The organism is Rubricella aquisinus (genome assembly GCF_014199445.1).
Classification (GTDB): Bacteria; Pseudomonadota; Alphaproteobacteria; order Rhodobacterales; family Rhodobacteraceae; genus Rubricella; species Rubricella aquisinus.
Genome location: NZ_JACIJS010000009.1, coordinates 88,591 through 106,039, shown reverse-complemented (window position 1 = coordinate 106,039; position 17,449 = coordinate 88,591). Strand labels below are relative to the sequence as shown.

19 protein-coding genes are annotated in these 17,449 nt (G+C 63.8%); 9 read left to right on the top strand and 10 right to left on the bottom strand.

The window, feature by feature from the left end; genetic code table 11:
- Positions 1–102: 102 nt before the first annotated feature.
- Both FHS89_RS14400 and accD read right to left on the bottom strand, forming a co-directional pair.
- The gene (locus FHS89_RS14400) at positions 103–1,380 is read right to left on the bottom strand and encodes a bifunctional folylpolyglutamate synthase/dihydrofolate synthase (RefSeq protein ID WP_184012822.1); all 1,278 of its coding nucleotides are present in this window, start codon (positions 1,378–1,380) and stop codon (positions 103–105) included.
- Positions 1,377–2,354, bottom strand: coding sequence for an acetyl-CoA carboxylase, carboxyltransferase subunit beta (gene accD, locus FHS89_RS14395; protein WP_184012821.1), 978 nt, complete (start codon positions 2,352–2,354; stop codon positions 1,377–1,379). The genes FHS89_RS14400 and accD overlap by 4 nt, the downstream gene beginning before the upstream one ends.
- A 113-nt stretch (positions 2,355–2,467) precedes the next feature.
- On the opposite strand from accD, the gene FHS89_RS14390 reads away from it, so the two are divergent.
- Together FHS89_RS14390 and FHS89_RS14385 are read left to right on the top strand one after the other, a co-directional pair.
- Positions 2,468–3,328 (top strand): branched-chain amino acid aminotransferase, encoded by an 861-nt coding sequence (locus tag FHS89_RS14390; RefSeq protein WP_184012820.1) that lies wholly within the window; start codon positions 2,468–2,470, stop codon positions 3,326–3,328.
- Positions 3,329–4,315, top strand: coding sequence for an NAD(P)H-quinone oxidoreductase (locus FHS89_RS14385; RefSeq protein WP_184012819.1), 987 nt, complete (start codon positions 3,329–3,331; stop codon positions 4,313–4,315).
- A gap of 160 nt (positions 4,316–4,475) precedes the next feature.
- Here FHS89_RS14385 and FHS89_RS14380 read toward each other — a convergent pair whose 3' ends face one another.
- Together FHS89_RS14380 and FHS89_RS14375 are read right to left on the bottom strand one after the other, a co-directional pair.
- A complete protein-coding gene (locus FHS89_RS14380; RefSeq protein ID WP_184012818.1) occupies positions 4,476–5,687 on the bottom strand; it encodes a cytochrome-c peroxidase in 1,212 nt (403 codons plus the stop codon).
- Positions 5,688–5,755: 68 nt separating this feature from the next.
- Positions 5,756–6,385: a ribonuclease T2 family protein gene (locus tag FHS89_RS14375; RefSeq protein WP_184012817.1), complete on the bottom strand. Its 630-nt coding sequence runs from the start codon at positions 6,383–6,385 to the stop codon at positions 5,756–5,758.
- Between the two features lie 135 nt (positions 6,386–6,520).
- Here FHS89_RS14375 and FHS89_RS14370 point away from each other — a divergent pair, with 135 nt between their 5' ends.
- Positions 6,521–7,279, top strand: coding sequence for a DUF1013 domain-containing protein (locus tag FHS89_RS14370; protein ID WP_184012816.1), 759 nt, complete (start codon positions 6,521–6,523; stop codon positions 7,277–7,279).
- Positions 7,280–7,471: 192 nt separating this feature from the next.
- On the top strand, positions 7,472–8,347 hold the full coding sequence (locus FHS89_RS14365) for a glutathione S-transferase (RefSeq protein ID WP_184012815.1): 876 nt from the start codon (positions 7,472–7,474) through the stop codon (positions 8,345–8,347).
- Positions 8,348–8,396: 49 nt separating this feature from the next.
- Here the strand turns inward: FHS89_RS14365 and truA are convergent, their stop codons facing one another.
- On the bottom strand, positions 8,397–9,158 hold the full coding sequence (truA, locus tag FHS89_RS14360) for a tRNA pseudouridine(38-40) synthase TruA (protein ID WP_184012814.1): 762 nt from the start codon (positions 9,156–9,158) through the stop codon (positions 8,397–8,399).
- Positions 9,159–9,264: 106 nt separating this feature from the next.
- On the opposite strand from truA, the gene FHS89_RS14355 reads away from it, so the two are divergent.
- The 3 genes from FHS89_RS14355 to FHS89_RS14345 are packed head-to-tail and all read left to right on the top strand — an operon-like array spanning position 9,265 to position 12,187.
- The gene (locus FHS89_RS14355) at positions 9,265–10,716 is read left to right on the top strand and encodes a YcjX family GTP-binding protein (protein WP_343051499.1); all 1,452 of its coding nucleotides are present in this window, start codon (positions 9,265–9,267) and stop codon (positions 10,714–10,716) included.
- On the top strand, positions 10,713–11,177 hold the full coding sequence (locus FHS89_RS14350; RefSeq protein WP_184012812.1) for a GNAT family N-acetyltransferase: 465 nt from the start codon (positions 10,713–10,715) through the stop codon (positions 11,175–11,177). Before FHS89_RS14355 ends, FHS89_RS14350 begins: the two co-directional genes overlap by 4 nt.
- On the top strand, positions 11,174–12,187 hold the full coding sequence (locus FHS89_RS14345) for a YcjF family protein (protein WP_184012811.1): 1,014 nt from the start codon (positions 11,174–11,176) through the stop codon (positions 12,185–12,187). The genes FHS89_RS14350 and FHS89_RS14345 overlap by 4 nt, the downstream gene beginning before the upstream one ends.
- A 138-nt stretch (positions 12,188–12,325) precedes the next feature.
- Here the strand turns inward: FHS89_RS14345 and FHS89_RS14340 are convergent, their stop codons facing one another.
- The 5 genes from FHS89_RS14340 to FHS89_RS14320 form a co-directional block, all read right to left on the bottom strand.
- On the bottom strand, positions 12,326–12,919 hold the full coding sequence (locus FHS89_RS14340; RefSeq protein WP_184012810.1) for a LolA family protein: 594 nt from the start codon (positions 12,917–12,919) through the stop codon (positions 12,326–12,328).
- Between the two features lie 62 nt (positions 12,920–12,981).
- Positions 12,982–13,440, bottom strand: coding sequence for a universal stress protein (locus FHS89_RS14335; RefSeq protein WP_184012809.1), 459 nt, complete (start codon positions 13,438–13,440; stop codon positions 12,982–12,984).
- Between the two features lie 69 nt (positions 13,441–13,509).
- Entirely contained in the window at positions 13,510–14,118 is a 609-nt protein-coding gene (locus FHS89_RS14330; protein WP_184012808.1) for a LysE family translocator, read from the bottom strand.
- A 104-nt stretch (positions 14,119–14,222) separates the two neighbouring features.
- Entirely contained in the window at positions 14,223–15,245 is a 1,023-nt protein-coding gene (gene trpS, locus FHS89_RS14325) for a tryptophan--tRNA ligase (RefSeq protein WP_184012807.1), read from the bottom strand.
- Between the two features lie 242 nt (positions 15,246–15,487).
- Positions 15,488–16,684, bottom strand: a complete 1,197-nt coding sequence (locus FHS89_RS14320) for an MFS transporter (protein ID WP_184012806.1) — start codon at positions 16,682–16,684, stop codon at positions 15,488–15,490.
- A 215-nt stretch (positions 16,685–16,899) separates the two neighbouring features.
- Between FHS89_RS14320 and FHS89_RS14315 the strand changes: the two genes are divergently transcribed.
- Together FHS89_RS14315 and FHS89_RS14310 are read left to right on the top strand one after the other, a co-directional pair.
- Positions 16,900–17,118: a YjiS-like domain-containing protein gene (locus FHS89_RS14315; RefSeq protein WP_184012805.1), complete on the top strand. Its 219-nt coding sequence runs from the start codon at positions 16,900–16,902 to the stop codon at positions 17,116–17,118.
- Between the two features lie 83 nt (positions 17,119–17,201).
- The gene (locus FHS89_RS14310) at positions 17,202–17,420 is read left to right on the top strand and encodes a DUF1127 domain-containing protein (RefSeq protein WP_184012804.1); all 219 of its coding nucleotides are present in this window, start codon (positions 17,202–17,204) and stop codon (positions 17,418–17,420) included.
- The last annotated feature ends 29 nt before the right edge of the window (positions 17,421–17,449 follow it).

Below are 17,449 nucleotides of genomic sequence, written 5' to 3'. Positions count from 1 at the left end.
CTTCATTTCATTCCGCGCGTTCGGGCGCAAACGCTGCCCCGCAGCGTTTGTCTTTCGCCCTCACCCCAAAGGGAGGCGAAGCCGACGTGCGGGAGCGCCACGCTAGCCGTTTTCGCGCAACACGTTCCCGGCAAGATAGAGCGAGCCGCAGATCACGATCCGGGCGTTGGGATCTTTGGCCCTGATGGCGTGCACCGCATCCAGCACGCTGGGTGCGCAGGATGATGTGATGCCCGCCTTTTGCGCAAACTCCATTGTGGTTTCAGCAGGCAACGTCGCCTGCTCCCCCGGGATGCTGACCGCATGAAGGCTTTCGACATGGGCGCGCAAGGGCGCCAGAAAACCCCCGATATCTTTCGTGTTCAGCATCCCGCAGATCGCATGGGTCGGGCGCGGCGCGAGGCGCGAAAGCGCCTCCGCCATGGCCACGCCAGCCGCCGGATTGTGCCCGCCATCGAGCCACAGCTCCGCCGCCCCAGCCGCCTCGACCAACGGGCCATGCCGGAGGCGCTGCATCCGGGCAGGCCATTCGGCGCGGGTCACCGCCGCCTCGACCACCGTGTCGTCAAAACCCAACTGGCGCAAACCCGCGATCACCGCGCCCGCGTTCTCAACCTGATGCGCGCCAATCAGGTTCGGCAACGGCAAGTCCAGAAGACCATTGAGATCTTGAAACACCATCCGCCCGCGCTCTTCCCAAACATCAAAATCACGCCCGGCAACGATCAGGGGCGCGCCCAGCGCCTCCGCCCGTGCTTCGATCACCGCAAGCGCCTCATCCGCCTGTCGGTTCACCACGCATGGCACGCCCGGCTTCAGGATGCCCGCCTTTTCACCCGCAATCGCCCCGATCGTGTCCCCCAGAAATTGCTGATGATCGAGGCTGACGGGCGTGATCATCGTCAGCACAGGTTTCTCAACCACATTCGTGGCATCAAGCCGCCCGCCAAGACCCACCTCCAAGAGCGTGTAATCCGCTTGCGCCCGCGCAAAGGCCAACAGGGCCGCCACCGTCGTGATCTCGAAATAGGTGATCGACGCACCGCCATTCGCGTCCTCGCATTCCGCCAGCACAGCCTCCAGATCAGGCTCTGAGATCAACCCATCCGGCAGGCGGATCCGCTCGTGAAATCGCGCGAGATGCGGGGAGGTATAAGCACAGACGCGCTTACCCGCCGCCTCCAGCCCCGCGCAAAACATCGCTTGGCTCGACCCTTTGCCATTCGTGCCTGCGATGTGGATTACCGGGGCAAGCCGCCGTTCGGGGTGATCCAGCGCCGCCAAGAGCCGCCAGACGCGGTCCAGCGTCAGGTCAATGATCTTTGGATGCAGCGCCATCATCCGCTCTAGGATGCGGTCGGACCCTGTGGGTGCGCTCATGCTTTTGGCGCGTCCTCTGAGGGAACGGCGGCATCCTCGGCTTTCACCTCTTCGATGATCGCTTCGGCTTGGTCCTGCGGGGTCTCCTCGACGACCGGTGCGGGCAGATCGCCATGGCTGCGCGCGGGCTCTTTCATCATCATGCGGGTGATGGTGGCCAACTCGTCGCGCAGATCCTTGCGGTGGGTCACGCGGTCGAGCATCCCGTGATCGAGCAGATATTCAGACCGCTGGAAGCCTTCGGGCAGTTTTTCGCGGATCGTCTGTTCGATCACACGCGGCCCGGCAAAGCAGATCAGCGCGTTCGGCTCTGCGATCTGCACATCCCCCAGCATCGCATAGCTCGCGGTCACGCCGCCGGTGGTGGGATGGGTGAGTACGACAATATAGGGCAGGCCCGCCTCTTTCAGCATCTGCACGGCCACAGTGGTGCGCGGCATTTGCATCAGGCTCAGGATACCTTCCTGCATCCGCGCGCCACCTGCGGCGGAAAACAGGATCAATGGGGCATGAAGGGCCACCGCACGCTCTGCCGCCGCGATAATCGCGTTGCCGACAAACATGCCCATGGACCCACCCATGAAGCTGAAATCCTGACAAGCCGCCACGATCTTGAGCCCGCCAAGGTCGCCCTCGCCGACCAGCATCGCCTCATGCTCGGTGGTTTTCTTGCGCGCCTCTTTCATCCGGTCGGGGTATTTCTTCTGATCGCGGAAATGCAGCGGATCAGCGATCGGATCGGGCACTTTCACCTCTGAGAACACGCCACCGTCGAACAGGGCCGCAAACCGTTCGCGCGGCGTGATCGCCATGTGATGATCGCAATTAGGGCAGGTGTTGAGCGCGTCCGACAATTCGCGGTGGAACAGCATCGTTCCGCAGCTCTCGCATTTCGTCCACAAATTCTCCGGCGTTTCGCGTCGGGAGAACAGGGTGTTGATCATTGGCCGCGTGAAATTGGAAAGCCAGCTCATATGTGATGCCCCTCATGCTGTTGCAAGCTAGATAAAGCCGGGGGCGTTTGATTGCAACGCTGGGTGAAGCGGCCTAGGCTCTGGCCCGGTATTTCAGGACGGGGGGCGCAGGCATGGCGTTCGGCAAACGGATCAGCACTTGGTTTGAGGGGCAATGGCATGAGGGCAACACGCCGATCATGGGGGCCGCTGACCATGCCACATGGCTTGGCACGCTCGTGTTCGACGGCGCGCGATCCTTTGAAGGGACGGCACCCGATCTTGATCTGCATTGCATCCGGCTGATCCGGTCCGCGACCGCAATGGGGATGGAGCCGTGCATGACCGCCGAGGAGGTGCTCGCCATCGCGAAGGAGGGCATCGCCCGCTACCCGTCGGAGGAGCCGCTCTATATCCGCCCGATGATGTGGTCCCGCGAGGGCGCACCGGGCATGATCGCGCCCGCACCCGATAGCTGCGCTTTTGCTCTGTGCATCGAGGATTTGCCGCTCAGCCCACCCACCGGGGTGCGGCTGTGCCTGTCGTCCTTCCGCCGCCCAAGGCAGGACATGGCATTGACCGAAGCAAAAGCCGCCTGCCTTTACCCCAACAATGGCCGGATGCTGTCAGAGGCCCGCGCCAAAGGGTTCGACAACGCAATCAGCCTTGATGCCGATGGCAACGTGGCGGAAACGGCCTCCACTAATGTGTTCATGGTGCGCGATGGAACGGTGCTGACCCCGGTGCCTAATGGCACGTTCCTCAACGGGATCACGCGCCAACGCGTGATGGCGCTGCTGATGGCCGATGGCTACACCGTTGAGGAGGCCGTGCTGACCCCCGATGACCTGCTGACAGCGGATGAGATGTTCCTGACCGGCAACGCGTCCAAGGTGATGCCCGTCACCGCCTATGAGGATCACGAAATGCAGCCCGGCCCGGTATCGGCGCGCGCGCGGGCGCTCTATTGGGACTATGCCCATGGGAGAGTGTGAATGACCCTGCCTGACATGATGAATGTTGTTGAGATCACCGCCCCCGGCGGGCCGGAGGTTTTGCGCGCCGGAACCGCCCCGGTGCCGACCCCCGGCCCCGGGGAGATCCTGATCCGGGTGAAAGCTGCGGGCGTGAACCGCCCCGACGCGCTGCAACGCGCGGGCGCCTATGACCCGCCCCCCGATGCCTCCCCCCTGCCCGGTCTGGAAGCAGCAGGGGAGGTCGCGGCCCTTGGCGCGGGCGTCACCCGCTGGCAGATGGGGGACGCGGTATGCGCCCTGTTGCCCGGCGGCGGTTATGCCGAGTATGTCACCACGCCCGCCACCCATGCCCTGCCCGTGCCAAAGGGGTTGAGCTGGGAACAGGCCGCTGCCCTGCCGGAGACGTTCTTTACCGTCTGGGTCAATGTGTTCGACAGGGGCGGCCTGAAAGCGGGGGAGAAGTTCCTCGTCCATGGCGGCTCATCGGGGATCGGCACCACGGCAATCCAACTGGCAAAAGCGTTCGGCGCACGGGTCTTCGCCACCGCCGGATCGGCGGAGAAATGTTTCGCGTGCGAAACATTGGGCGCGGAGACAGCCATCAACTATAGGGATCAGGACTTCGTTGAGGTCGCCAAATCCGTCGGTGGCATGGACCTGATCCTCGATATGGTCGGGGGCAGCTACACCCCGCGCGACATCGCAGCCCTTGCCCCTGACGGGCGGCTTGCGATGATCGCGTTTCTGGGCGGGCCAAAGGCGGAGGTGAATTTTGCCGCCGTGATGGCCAAGCGGATCACGATCACCGGCTCTACCCTCCGGCCCCGGTCGATTACCTACAAGGCTGACATCGCTGAGGCTCTCGAGGCGCATGTCTGGCCCCTGCTGGAGGCTGGCAAAATCGCCCCGGTGATGGATCAGACCTTCCCCCTGTCGGAGGCTGCGGCGGCCCATGCCCGGATGGAATCCAGCGCGCATATCGGCAAAATCGTGCTGGTCCCCTGACATCGCGGGGGCTGCTCTGCCAACGCAAACCCCAATTCACTTTCTTCAAATATACCCCGCCGGAGGCATAATATCTCTTTCCGGCGCGCAGCGCCGGCCCGGCCCAAGGGGAGGCATTGCCGACGTGCGGGAGCGCTCCCTTCGGATCGCAGATGGGGGGCTACTCCCCAAACGGATCGCTCCATTTCTCATCGGTATAGAGCGCGCGCCCCGTCAGGGTCCGCAGGAACGCTTCGATATTGCTGGCGTCCGTTCGGGTCAGCCGCAGGCCGCCGCGCAACTGAGGATGGAGCGTCGCTCGAAAATCGCTTGCATCGTCAAACCGCCCCGGCTCATCGGCAGTCCGGTAATGACGGAGCACCGCCCCCAGCGTGCGCAGCGATCCGTCATGCATGAACGGGCCGTTCAGACTGCCATCCGGGGCCACAAGATCGCGCAGGCTCGGCGCGCGCATGACCGACAGGTCGGAGCCGTCCCGATCCCCGATCACCCCCGTGATGCCGTTATGCCCCGCCATATCCACGCTCGCGAATTCCGGCGCCGCGTGGCAATCGGCACAGGCAACCCCCGGCGGCCCGCCACGCCGCCCGGTGCTGCCAAACAAAAACAACCGCTTGCCCGCGTTCTCCGCCGCGCTGAACGTCGCGAAATCCGCGCTTTGGCTTACGGCGCTTCCCCGGCCTTCATCGAATGCGCTGTCAAAAGAGATGATGGAATTTGAGAATTGCGCGAGGGCGGCGGCAATCCGCGCCTCCGTGATCTCTGCATCGCCAAACGCCGCCGTGAACAATGGCGCGTAATAGGCGATCCCTTCCAGCCGCGCGATCAGGGGGGCAAGACCGGTGCTGAACCCATGCTCGATCGGATCAAGGAGGGGCATAATCGCCTGCATCTCGGGCGTTTCGGCTCGATTGTCCCAAAACCGCGTGAGGGCGTCATCGTCGGCCACACTGGGCGCGCGATAGGCGAGGTTGACCAGCCGCATGGATTGGCGCGCCGTGCGGCCACCACCCCCGATGCTCCCCCGTGCCGGATCACCGAAAGCATGGGCCTGCTGGTGGCAGGACGCGCAGGACCGGCTCTCATCCACCGACAGTGCGGTGTCATAGAACAGCACCCGGCCCAAGGTGGCTCCGGTGTCACTTACCGGATTGGTGCCAAACCGCGCGGGCGTGATCCATAGCGGGATATAGGGGTCCGCGTAATTCGGCAGATCGGTCAGGTCAATCCGCCCGTCAAACGCGGCCAGCAGCGCGGATTGATCGACCCAAGCAAGGTCAGGCGTCGGAGGCGGCACATGCGCCTCAATCACCGGCGCGGGCGCGCAGCCAATCAGGCCAAGGATCGACCCCGTGATGATAAAACGGCGCATGACCGACCCTCCCCTTTTGCTTTTGGTGTGGGAGGTACACGGGCGAAGGACGGTTTTCCGTCGCGGTTCTAGCGGATCGGTGGAAACGTCGAGGTGCGTGTGCAGTCGCGCACCACATCTGCGCTGCAATATCGCGGTTCCAGATCCCGGGTCAGACAGACCCGCGCCTCCGCAATCCGGCCCGAGCGGCAGGTGAGCGTGATCATATCTGGCTCCAGTTGCGGATTGACCTCCAGAAACGCCTGCTCGATCACCTGCGGGCGCAGGCGCAGGGCTTCGGTCACGCGGCGCAGCACGGCGGGCTTTTCAATGCTGTCAAACGCCTCCCGCGCCAGATCGAAATAATCGCGGGACGAGAGGCCCGCGCAGCGCCCGTGCTTTTTCCACTGATACCACGCGGCCCCACCATCACCGAACAGATCGCCCATCGCGGCGGTTTCGCGGCGGGACGGATCGCGCGCGGTGGTGCTGCAATATTCTGGATAGCCCTGCTCGTATTGCGGCCATAACCCGTGAAGCACCCAGCCGGTATCGGCCTCCGGATCGCATTGCGGCGCTCCCCGCTCATCGCCCGTCGCCGCACACCACGAGGGCGACCAGCTGAGCGCCATGACATAATAGTCAAACACGCCCGCCCGGTCCTGTGCCGTGGCGATCCCTGCCCAAAGTGCCGCGATGATCCCGATCACTGCCCGCATTCCGATTTCCCTTTATTCCTGCCCTGTTTGTGCCTATATACCCGCCAATCCCCAATTCGGAAACGGAATGACGGCCCCGGCCATCCGATTCTCGGCTCGGAGAAGATTTGCCCTTTTGGACTAAGGAACGAACCCATGGCTATGCCCCTGATGCGCAAGGCGACCGCCGTTTGGCTGGTTGATAACACGACGCTCTCCTTCACTCAGATCGCGGAATTTTGCGGCCTGCATATTCTGGAAGTGAACGGCATCGCGGATGGCGAAGTGGCCGTTGGCGTCAAAGGGTTCGATCCCATCGTGAACAACCAGCTGACGCAAGAGGAGATCGACCGCTGCGAGGCCGACCCGACCCAGCGGCTGAAGCTCAAGCACAACCCCGCAGCCGAAGGCGAGACCAAGCGTAAGGGCCCGCGCTACACACCGCTGTCCAAGCGTCAGGATCGCCCGTCCGCGATTGCATGGCTGGTCAAGTTCCACCCCGAATTGTCGGACGCGCAGGTGTCCAAACTTGTCGGCACCACAAAACCAACGATCCAGTCGATCCGCGACCGGACCCATTGGAACATCGCCAACATCCAGACGGTCGATCCGGTGGCCCTTGGCCTGTGTTCGCAAGGCGAATTGGATGAAGCCATCGCCAAGGCGATGAAGAAGAAGGCGAAAGAGGGCACCGCCCTGACCGAGGACGAGAAGCTCAAGCTGATGAGCACCGAAGAGTCGCTCGCCGCGCAGGACGAAGCCAGAATGCCCGCCTCCATGGCGGGGCTGGAAAACTTCACCTTTGGGTCTGATACCAAGGATGAGGAAGAGGACGAGGCGGGCGCGGGCATCACCGATGCGGATGCGCTCTTCAACCTGCCGGCAGGCGGGTCTGACGACGAAGACAAGGACTAACGGCAGCCCTGCCGCAGGGCGCTGCCCTTTGGCGATGGCCCGGCGGGCGGCTCTGACGAGCCGCTGTCGCCGGGCTTTTTCGTATCAAGGGCTTTTTCGCATCAAGGGATGTGACGGGATAGGCCAAAATCCCTGATTGGACATTGCACAGGCCGCCACCCATGCTGCTTTGACAGATTGATGGAGGCTCCCATGACATACACACTCGCCATTGGTGACCGGACCTATTCCTCATGGTCCTTGCGCGGCTGGCTGCTTTTTGCCGCGTTCGACATCCCGTTCACGGAGCGTCGCGCGCAGATGCTCACCCCCGGCTTCGCCGAAATGCTCAAGGATTTCGGATTGGCCAAAACGGTGCCCGCGCTGCTGGTGGATGACACCTATGCGGTCACGGATTCCCTCGCAATTGTCGAAACCTTGGCCGAGTTGGAACCTGATGCGGGCCACTACCCCAGCGATCCGGCGGACCGTGCGATGGCGCGCAACCTTGTCTCTGAGATGCATTCGGGCTTTACCGCGCTGCGCGGCGCCTGCCCGATGAATGTCGCCCATGCCTGGGCCGGTTTTGTCCCCGATGAGGCGGTCCTTGCCGATCTTGCGCGGCTCGAAACCCTTTGGGCGGCGGCGCGTGCGCCCGGTCGGGATGGGCCTTGGCTCTTTGGCCAGTATACGGCGGCGGATGCGTTCTTCGCGCCTGTGGCGGCCCGGATCGCGGGCTATGGCCTGCCTGTCGGCGCGGATGCGATGGCTTATGTAGACGCCCATCTCGCCCATGGTCCTTTCCGCCGCTGGCGCGCGATGGGCATTGCCCAGAACCGGGTGATGGAACGGTACGTCCTGCCCTTTGATCAAGCGCCGTGGCCCGGCCCCGCGCGCCTGCCTGCTGAGGCGGTGACCGGGATGACCCCGATCAACGCGACCTGTCCTTATTCCGGCGATCCGGTGCGGGAGGATAGCCTTGCGCGGATCAATGGCACGGTCATCGGCTATTGCAACCCGTTCTGCCGGGACAAGAGCGTCGCTGACCCCGAAGCCTGGCCCCAGACCATGGCCCTGCTTGCGCCCTAAAACCGTTTCACTTTCTTCAAATATACCCCGCCGGAGGCTTCCGTCCGCGTCAGCGGGCGGAAAACGGATCGCTCGGGTAACGCACGGCCGACAGATAGAGCCCACAAGCCGGGGCCACTGGGCCACAGGCCTTGCGGTCCCGCGCCTCCAGTGCCCGCTTGATCTGCTCTGGCTCCCATGTGCCTGCTCCGACCCGCTCCAGTGAGCCTACGAAACTGCGCACTTGGTTGTGCAGAAATGACCGGGCCACGATCTCAAGAACGATCTCATCCCCGATCCGGGTGATGTCCAGCCGGTCGAGGGTTTTCACCGGGCTTTTCGCCTGACAGATCGTGCTGCGGAAGGTGGTGAAATCATGATGCCCGATCAGATGCGCGGCCCCGGCGCGCATCCGCTCCACATCCAGCGCGCGCCGCACATGCCACATCTGCCCGGCTTCGAATGTCAGCGGCGCGCGGCGGTTGCGGATGCGGTAGATATAACGCCGCTCGGTTGCGGAGAACCGCGCGTGAAACGCGGCATCTGCCTCAGCTGCATCGAGGATCGCGACCGGTTTGCGCCCGATATGCGCGTTGAGCGCCTCTTTCAGCTTGAACCCGTCCCATGCGCGCGCAAGGTCGATATGTGCCACCTGCCCCATCGCGTGCACGCCCGCATCCGTGCGACCCGCGCCTGTCACGATGCCGCCCTCGGGCGCGATCCGGGCCAAGGCGGCCTCAATCACCGCCTGAACGGAGGGCACATCGGGCTGGCGCTGCCACCCTGAATAGGGCGCACCATCATATTCGATCAAAAGGGCATAGCGTGGCATGTCCGGGGCGATAGCGCGTGACGCCCGCATTGCCAAGAGGAAACACCCTCCTCCCTTGCCCCTCGCCATCCGCCTGCGCGATACCTATGTGAGAGCGCATCAGGGCGTGAGAACCACAGGAGTGCAGGCCATATTCGGGATTGGACGCGTAGCAGACGGGATTTGGCGCAGCATCGAAGGCGTGCAATCGGGCGTGAATGAGGCCCTGTTCGAGCCTGTGCTACGCATCGGCGTCACGGGTCTTGCCCGCGCGGGCAAGACGGTGTTCATCACGTCCCTCATCGCCAATCTGCTGGATCGGGGCCGGATGCAGGGCCTGCGGGCAGAGGCGGAGGGGCGTATCCTCGCCGCCTATCTGGAGCCGCAACCCGATGATGGCGTGCCGCGCTTTGAGTATGAGACGCACCGCGACGCGCTGCGCGGCGACACGCCCCATTGGCCGGCCTCGACCCGCTCGATCAGCCAGTTGCGCCTGTCGCTCAAGGTCCGCCCGCAGGGTCTTTTGAGCGGCATGTCCGGCCCGCGCGTCGTGCATATCGACATCGTGGATTATCCCGGCGAATGGCTCTTGGACCTGCCATTGATGGAGATGGATTTCGCCACATGGTCGCAGGATGCGATCGCCATGGCCAACCATCCCTCCCGCGCGGCCCATTCCGCTGAGTGGCGCGCGATGATCCAAGGGCTGGACCCCACCATCCCGCTTGATGAGCCGCAGGCGCGGGCGCTGACGGACACGTTCAAGGATTACCTCGCGGCCTGCCAGAAAGCGGGCCTGTCGGGCCTTGCCCCGGGGCGGTTCCTGATGCCCGGCGATCTGGATGGCTCCCCCGCGCTCACCTTCACGCCGCTGCCGCTGGAGGGTCAGCGCCTGAAATCGGGGATGCTGGGCCGCGCGTTCGAGCGGCGGTTCGACGCGTACAAACGGCTGGTGGTCAAGCCGTTCTTCCGCGATCATTTCGCCCGGATCGACCGGCAGGTCGTGCTCGTCGATGCGCTGACCGCGATCCATGCCGGACCACAGGCGGTGGAGGATATGCGCGCGGCCATGGCCCGCATCCTTGAGACCTTTCAGCCCGGTCAGAATTCATGGCTGGCCCCCCTGATCGGCAAACGGGTCGAGAAAATCCTCTTTGCCGCGACCAAGGCCGATCACCTGCACCAATCCCAGCACCCGGCGCTGAGCAATTTCATGCAAGCGATGCTGCGCGACGCGATGGACCGGGCGCAGTATAAGGGTGCGGCGGCAGAGGCGATTGCCCTCGCCTCGCTTCGGGCGACTGTGGAGCATGAGGGCACCCATGACGGACGGCAGATCGACATGGTGCGCGGACGCGCCGCCGAGACGGGGAAGATGATCGCGCTTCATGCGGGCGATTTGCCGAGCGATCCGGCGCGGCTGTTGTCCTCCGCCCGGCAGGGGGCGGAGGCTTGGCTTGACGCGTCCTATTCCGTGATGCGGTTCGATCCGCCCCATCTGACGCTTCAGCCCGGCGATGGGCCGCCGCATATTCGGCTGGACCGCGCAGCCGATTTCCTGATCGGGGACAAGCTGTGATCCTGCGCCTTGCCACGCGCCCCCGCATCGCGGATGGCACTGTGCGCGACGCGGCGGCCTGCGCGGAGATTCTGATGGCGTGGGTCCGCGAATGCGGCTGGATGCCCCGGCTCTGGACCGATCAGGAAACGCTGTTCTATGTCAGCCGCCTGATCTCCGAAGGGCGGCTTCGCGTGGTCCGCCATGGCGGTCGGGTCGCGGGCTTTATCGCCACGTCCGAAGGAGAGGTCGAATGCCTCTATCTACGGCGGGGCGCGCGCGGGGCGGGGCTCGGCAAACGGCTCCTTGATGACGCGAAGCTGCGGATGCCCGATGGATTTATCCTCTGGGCCTTTGCCGCGAATACGGGTGCGCTGCGCTTTTATGCCCGCGAGGGCCTGATCGAGACGGATCACAGCGATGGCGCGCGCAATGTCGAAAAACTCCCCGATGTGCAGATGACTTGGAAGGGCAGCGCATGACCGAACAGCCCCCCACCCGCGGCCCCGTGGTGATCGACATCGCAGAGGAGGACACGTTTGCGGATACACCCGCAACCGCCGCCCCCATCACCGATGACTTGCCCGCAGTGTTGAAAGCCGCCCGCATTGGCCCGCGCAAGAGCGGGCGCGGCTGGCTTGGCACGCTGTTCCTTTCGTCCCTTCTTTTGCTGATCACCACGGCGGCGACGGTCGCGGCATGGGATTTTGGCGTTGCGACGCTGGCGCGAAATCCCGTCTTGGGCTTGGCGGTAGCGGGTCTAGGTGCTGTGGCGGCGCTGACCCTCGTTCTGATGATCCTGCGGGAGGTCGCGGCCCTTGCCCGATTGCGCAGCGTCGATGCCTTGCGCAGCCGCGCTGCCCTTGCCCGTGCAGGCGGGATGTCTGAGGCGCAGGAGGTCAGCAAAGCGGTCCGCCGCCTCTACGCAAACCGCGCCGATACCCGCTGGGCGCGGGACATGCTGGCGGAGAAGGGGGCAGAGCAGGTCGATGCCGATGCGCTCCTTGACCTGACGGAGCGCGCGTTCCTTGCCCCGCTCGACCGGATCGCGGCGGAGGAAGTGCGCAACGCCACGCGGCAGGTGGCTGCGGCCACGGCGCTGGTTCCGCTGGCACTGGCGGATATCCTCGTGGCCCTCACGGCAAACACTCGGATGATCCGGCGCATCGCTGAATGCTATGGCGCCCGGGCCGGGCTGATCGGCTCATGGCGGCTCTTTCGCGCGGTGGGCGCGCATCTGATCGCGACAGGGGCGGTCGCGGTGGGCGATGATCTGATCAGTTCCATCGTGGGCGGGGGCATGCTGTCGAAACTCTCCCGCCGGTTTGGCGAGGGCGTGGTGAATGGCGCGCTGACGGCCCGTGTCGGCGTTGCCGCGATGGAGGTCTGCCGCCCGATGCCGTTTGAGGCGCTCAAGCGTCCTTCGGTCTCCGGCATCGTGCAAACGGCGCTGACGGGCCTGTTCCAGAAATCATCCGCTGACGGGGCTTAACCGATTTAGGCGCACCCCGTCCCCGAATTCACTTTCTCTAAATATACCCCGCCGGAGGCCCCGCCGCGCCGCAAGGCGCGGCGCCCGGCCCAAAGGGGGTCCGGCCCATCTTCGATGGGGCTGACCCGTGCGGGAGCGCTACCGCTGCAACGCTTCCCATTCGATGGCGAAATCGCGTCGTTCCATCGGCACGCCGTATGCAAGCGTATCAAGCACGATAAACGTGGTTTGCCCCGCCTCATTCGTCACCGCCCATTCGCGCAATTCGACGGGCTCGGCGGAAAACACCATGCGGATGGTGCCAATCTCTGGCTGGTCGGGGTCTTGTGCGGTGACGATCGTGTGCCCGTCCCGCTCCTCCACCGCGCGCACCATATTCTCACCGTTGAGGTCGATATTGTCGGACAGCAACAGCTTGAGCGGCGTCGCGGACAAGGGATAGCGTTGCGGCTCCGCGTTCGACGCGCGATCCACCACCGCGACCCACCACCCGTCCGAAATCACCACGGGCGCGCCCGGCCCGGCATAGTCGAACCGCATCAAACCCGGCCGATCAATCTTGAGCACACCGCTGGAGATTGACCCATCCGGGTTGCCCTGCCGGAACGTGGCCTCCGCCGTGTCGATCCCATTGAGATAATCGGAAATCGCCGCCAGATCCGCATTCTGCGCCATGGCGGGCGTGCTCAGCATCAGGGCCGCGAGGGCCGTGCGAAGAAGTCTTTGTGTCATGGCATCCTATATGGTCAGGCCCTGCCTCCTTGGCTAGCCCCACCCCATCACGAGCGCGTGGGTCAGCAGATCGCGCGGATCTTCTCCAGCGTCATGGAGCCGGGCACGACCGTTACGGGAACCGGCATCTCGCCTGCCATCTTCCCGGCAAGCTGCGTCACGAGGGGCCCCGGCCCGTCCCCCTGCGCCCCGGCGGCAAGCACAAGCACGCCGATTTCCGGGTCATCCTTGATCTGGGCCAGCACTTCCTTGACCAACTCGCCCTCCCGCACGACGAGTTCGGGGGTAATGCCCTCATTCTCCTCCATCTTTTCCTTGAAGAAGGCGAATTTCTCCTCGATCTTTTCGCGCGCTTCCTGCCGCATCAGATCGCCGACACCGATCCAGTGCTGGAACTCCTCAGGCGCGATCACGGCAAGGATTTCAACGCCACCGCCCGTGTTCATCGCACGGGTCGCGGCAAAGCGGATTGCGTTGATGCATTCCGGGCTGTCATCCATCACGACGAGAAACTTGCGCATATATCCCCCAAGGTTTTTGCTGGTCGCACGGGGTGGAGCATGACCGATGCACCCTGTGCGCGCAACACCTCAATCCACCAGAAGCCGCAGCCCAAGTGCACCAAGGAACGTGCCCGTCACCCGGTCCACAATCGGTTTGGAGCGGGCATAGCGGGCGCGCACCGGCCCTGCCGCCATCACCAGTGCGACCAATGCATACCAGCAAAATTCATTGAGAAAGACGATTGCAAACACGCCCGCCAGCATCAGGATCGACGGATCGGGCGGCAAGACCAACAGAAAGACGGAGCCGAAAAACACCGCCACTTTCGGGTTCGCCAACTGGGTCAACAGGCCCAGCCGGATCGCGGCCACGATCCCTGCGTTCCCCGCAGCGCCGCCTTTGGGCTCAAGAGAGACCGGCTGTGCCGCATGACGCCACAACATCACAGCAAGAAACACCAAAAACAGCGCTCCGATATAGCGCATCGCATCAAACAACCACGGAAACACCGCAAACAGGGCAGAGAGGCCAAACCACGCGGCCCCCGCCCAGATCAGCGTGCCAAGCCCAAGCCCGAACGCAACCGCAAGCCCCGCCGCCCGCGATTGCGCAACCGCCGTGCGCAACACCACGATGAACGATGGCCCGGGGCTGATCACTGCCGCGATATGGATGGCCCAGAATGTGAGCAGCATGATGGCCTCCTTGCCGCGTTATCGCATCAGCGCACTGCCCAGCGTTTCTTTTTTCCCCAAATACCTCCCGCCGGAGGCTCCGACGGGTGTCACATTTGACCGCCTCAGCGACTGCGCACAAACCCCATCACGTCCTTCGCACCTGCAAGTACCGGCTCGGCAAGTGCTGCGGCCCGATCCGCGCCGTCCCCGAGGATGCGGTCGATCTCTGCCGGGTCGGCCATCAGATCGGACATGCGCGCGGTGATCGGTGAAAGCTCCGCCACCGCCAGATCGGCCAACGCGGGTTTGAACGCCCCGAATTGCTGGCCCGCAAATTCCGCGATCACGTCGGCCTTCGATTTGCCCGATAGGGCTGCATAGATGCTGACGAGGTTTTTCGCTTCGGGCCGTCCATCCAGCCCATCGACGCTGTCGGGCAGCGGCTCTGGATCGGTTTTCGCCTTCTTGATCTTTTTGGCAATCGTATCCGCGTCATCGGTCAGGTTGATGCGGCTCAGATCGCTGGGATCGGATTTCGACATCTTCTTGGTCCCGTCGCGCAAGGACATCACGCGCGTCGCCGCACCCTCGATGATCGGTTCGGGCAGAGGGAAATATTCGGTCCCGTAGTCATGGTTGAACTTGCCCGCGATATCGCGCGCCAATTCCACATGCTGTTTCTGATCCTCGCCCACGGGCACATGGGTCGCTTGATAGGTCAGGATATCAGCGGCCATCAGCGACGGGTAAGCGTAAAGGCCAAGAGAGGCTTTCTCCGCGTTCTTGCCCGCCTTGTCCTTGAACTGGGTCATCCGGTTCATCCAGCCCAGACGCGCCACGCAATTAAACAACCAGCCAAGCTCGGCATGGGCGCTGACCTGCGACTGGTTGAACAGGATGGAGCGTGTCGGATCAAGCCCGCAGGCGATATAGGCCGCTGCCAATTCGCGGGTCGCGTGGCGCAGCTTCTCGGGATCCTGCCAGACGGTGATCGCGTGCAGATCGACAACGCAATAGATCGTCTCGATCCCGCTATCCTGCATCTCCACAAACCGTTTCACGGCACCAAGGTAGTTGCCCAGCGTCAGGTTGCCCGACGGTTGGATGCCGGAAAAGACGCGGTGTTTGAAGCTCTGCTCTGTCATGATCTGATCCTCAGCTCGAAGTTGGATGCGTTATCACCGGGCGGTTTGGTGGGGTCAAGCATCCACACTCTCAACTTGGACCGGAATCAAGCCGAAGGCGCCGGTCCAGCGGCCGCCCGCCCCTCAGGCGGCCGCTTTGCAACGTTAGCCGCAGCGGCGCGGTATTGCGGGAGTGAGAGATCAAATGCCCAGCCCTGCGCCAATTACGGCCACCTCGGGCGCCCGCTGGACCGGCTCAGGGATCACGCAACCCGTCGCGACAATATCCCCAACAGCACCACCCCCGTGCCCGCCCCGATCATCAGCGCAGGCCCCAGTCCCAAAAGGTCCACCAGCGCGCCCAGCATCAGCGCCCCTCCAGCCATGGACCCGATGGCGAGCATGACCCACGTGCTCATCACCCGGCCCCGCATCCCGTCATCAAGCCGCATCTGGATCGCGGATTGGATACCGACCGCAGTGAGCGTCCCCGTAACCCCTAAGCCGACGGTCAACGCAACCGCCCCCCACCAGACCGGCACCACGGCCAGACAGGCGACCAGCGCCTGCGACGCCCATGCCGACCAGACGGAGCGGCGCGGCAGCCTGTCGCCATCTGCGACGGGATGGGTCGCAATCCAGACGGAGGCCGCGACCGCACCCAACCCTGCCGCCGCCGTCAACTGGCCAAGCCCTTCCGGCCCACGGGCAAAGGCCCCATCCGCGATCACCGGCAAAATCTCCTGCACCCCGCGCGCGGCAAGCGAGGTCACCGCCGTGATCGCCATGCCCAGCCGGATCATCGGATCGGCCAGCGCGAATCGCAGCCCCTCGATGATGCTGCGCGCCATGGAAAGGGGCGCGCGGTCCGGCGCTTGCCGCGCGCGCGGGCGCACCACCGCAATGGCAATGAGCAAGGGCACCACGCTCACGGCAGTCACCGCAAACGCGGCCCCGACGCCATAAAGCGCGATCAGGCTGCCCGCGATGAACGGCCCGATAAACCGGCTCATGTTGAAGTTGATGGAAATCATCGGCACGGCACTTCCGATCACCTCCCTCGGGACAAGGCGCGGTGCCAAGGCCAGCCTGATCGGATGATAGGCCGCCGTGATCACGCCCGACACGATCGCATAGATCAGCAAAAGCAGCTTCCCCACCGCGCCGCTGAGATAGATCAGAAAGAACACAAGCGTGACCACACACAGGCTCGCCTGTATCGCCAATGCGGCGGTCTTCAGGTTCACCCGGTCTGCAATCGCTCCAAAAATCGGGCCGACAATCACCGTGGGCAACAGGCTCGCAAGTGCCAACAGCCCGACATAGGAAGCCGACCCGGTCAGCGACCAACCAAGCCACCCGACCGCGATACGCCCCACCCAAACCCCGTTGAGCGCAAAGAACGCGCCGAGGATATAGATGCGGAAGTCGCGATGTCTGAGGGCGTCGGGAAAGCTCATGTCAGCGCACGCTACTGCTGGCGTTGCGAAAGCGCTAGCAGATTAGCTCAAACCGGTTTGAAGCATGACTTATGCCAAGAGCTATGCGCCCAGCGCATGGCGATAGGGACGCAAAGGGAATTGTAGGGCTTGGGTTCTTCCCCATATTGCGGTGCAGCAAGACACGAAACCGGGGCATCGAAGTTTCCGCCCCATACTTCGCAAGGAGGCGAAAAATGGTTCTGACTGCACAACCAAAGACGCTCGCCCAAGAGTTTGTCGCGCGCGTAACGGATTACATCGAAACCCGCCGGGCGGAGGCCGCAAAGCGCGCAGCCTTTGAACGGACGGTCAAAGCTCTCTCGACCCGGTCGGAGCGCGAATTGGAAGACCTCGGCATGAACTACGCCGATATTGAGGGCCGCGCCGCACGGGCAACCTTCAAGAACTCATAAAACGGTGGGGGCGCGGATGCTCCCAAACACAGCACTTGCGGGACCGAACGCGGCCCGCACACCACACAAAGAAAGACATCGAAATGGCCTTTATTTCTGCAAACGCACCCGCCCATCACGGCATCGTGGCCCGCATCGCGGCCTATGCTGCTGAACAGCGCACTGCCTTCTCCAAATGGATGATGTATCGCCGCACCGTGCGCGAACTGTCCCAACTGTCTGCCCATGAGCTGGACGATCTGGGGCTGAACCGGGGCAGCATTCATGCAACCGCGTATGACGTGGTCTATAACGCCAAGTAACACTGGAATTTGCGCCTTTTCCTCCCTTT

What these genes read in the sequence shown, in the direction of transcription:
- FHS89_RS14400 (WP_184012822.1), bottom strand. Translation starts at nt 1,380, where the DNA reads ATGAGCGCACCCACAGGGTCCGACCGCATCCTAGAGCGGATGATGGCG.
- accD (WP_184012821.1), bottom strand. Translation starts at nt 2,354, where the DNA reads ATGAGCTGGCTTTCCAATTTCACGCGGCCAATGATCAACACCCTGTTC.
- FHS89_RS14390 (WP_184012820.1), top strand. Translation starts at nt 2,468, where the DNA reads ATGGCGTTCGGCAAACGGATCAGCACTTGGTTTGAGGGGCAATGGCAT.
- FHS89_RS14385 (WP_184012819.1), top strand. Translation starts at nt 3,329, where the DNA reads ATGACCCTGCCTGACATGATGAATGTTGTTGAGATCACCGCCCCCGGC.
- FHS89_RS14380 (WP_184012818.1), bottom strand. Translation starts at nt 5,687, where the DNA reads ATGCGCCGTTTTATCATCACGGGGTCGATCCTTGGCCTGATTGGCTGC.
- FHS89_RS14375 (WP_184012817.1), bottom strand. Translation starts at nt 6,385, where the DNA reads ATGCGGGCAGTGATCGGGATCATCGCGGCACTTTGGGCAGGGATCGCC.
- FHS89_RS14370 (WP_184012816.1), top strand. Translation starts at nt 6,521, where the DNA reads ATGGCTATGCCCCTGATGCGCAAGGCGACCGCCGTTTGGCTGGTTGAT.
- FHS89_RS14365 (WP_184012815.1), top strand. Translation starts at nt 7,472, where the DNA reads ATGACATACACACTCGCCATTGGTGACCGGACCTATTCCTCATGGTCC.
- truA (WP_184012814.1), bottom strand. Translation starts at nt 9,158, where the DNA reads ATGCCACGCTATGCCCTTTTGATCGAATATGATGGTGCGCCCTATTCA.
- FHS89_RS14345 (WP_184012811.1), top strand. Translation starts at nt 11,174, where the DNA reads ATGACCGAACAGCCCCCCACCCGCGGCCCCGTGGTGATCGACATCGCA.
- FHS89_RS14340 (WP_184012810.1), bottom strand. Translation starts at nt 12,919, where the DNA reads ATGACACAAAGACTTCTTCGCACGGCCCTCGCGGCCCTGATGCTGAGC.
- FHS89_RS14335 (WP_184012809.1), bottom strand. Translation starts at nt 13,440, where the DNA reads ATGCGCAAGTTTCTCGTCGTGATGGATGACAGCCCGGAATGCATCAAC.
- FHS89_RS14330 (WP_184012808.1), bottom strand. Translation starts at nt 14,118, where the DNA reads ATGCTGCTCACATTCTGGGCCATCCATATCGCGGCAGTGATCAGCCCC.
- trpS (WP_184012807.1), bottom strand. Translation starts at nt 15,245, where the DNA reads ATGACAGAGCAGAGCTTCAAACACCGCGTCTTTTCCGGCATCCAACCG.
- FHS89_RS14320 (WP_184012806.1), bottom strand. Translation starts at nt 16,684, where the DNA reads ATGAGCTTTCCCGACGCCCTCAGACATCGCGACTTCCGCATCTATATC.
- FHS89_RS14315 (WP_184012805.1), top strand. Translation starts at nt 16,900, where the DNA reads ATGGTTCTGACTGCACAACCAAAGACGCTCGCCCAAGAGTTTGTCGCG.
- FHS89_RS14310 (WP_184012804.1), top strand. Translation starts at nt 17,202, where the DNA reads ATGGCCTTTATTTCTGCAAACGCACCCGCCCATCACGGCATCGTGGCC.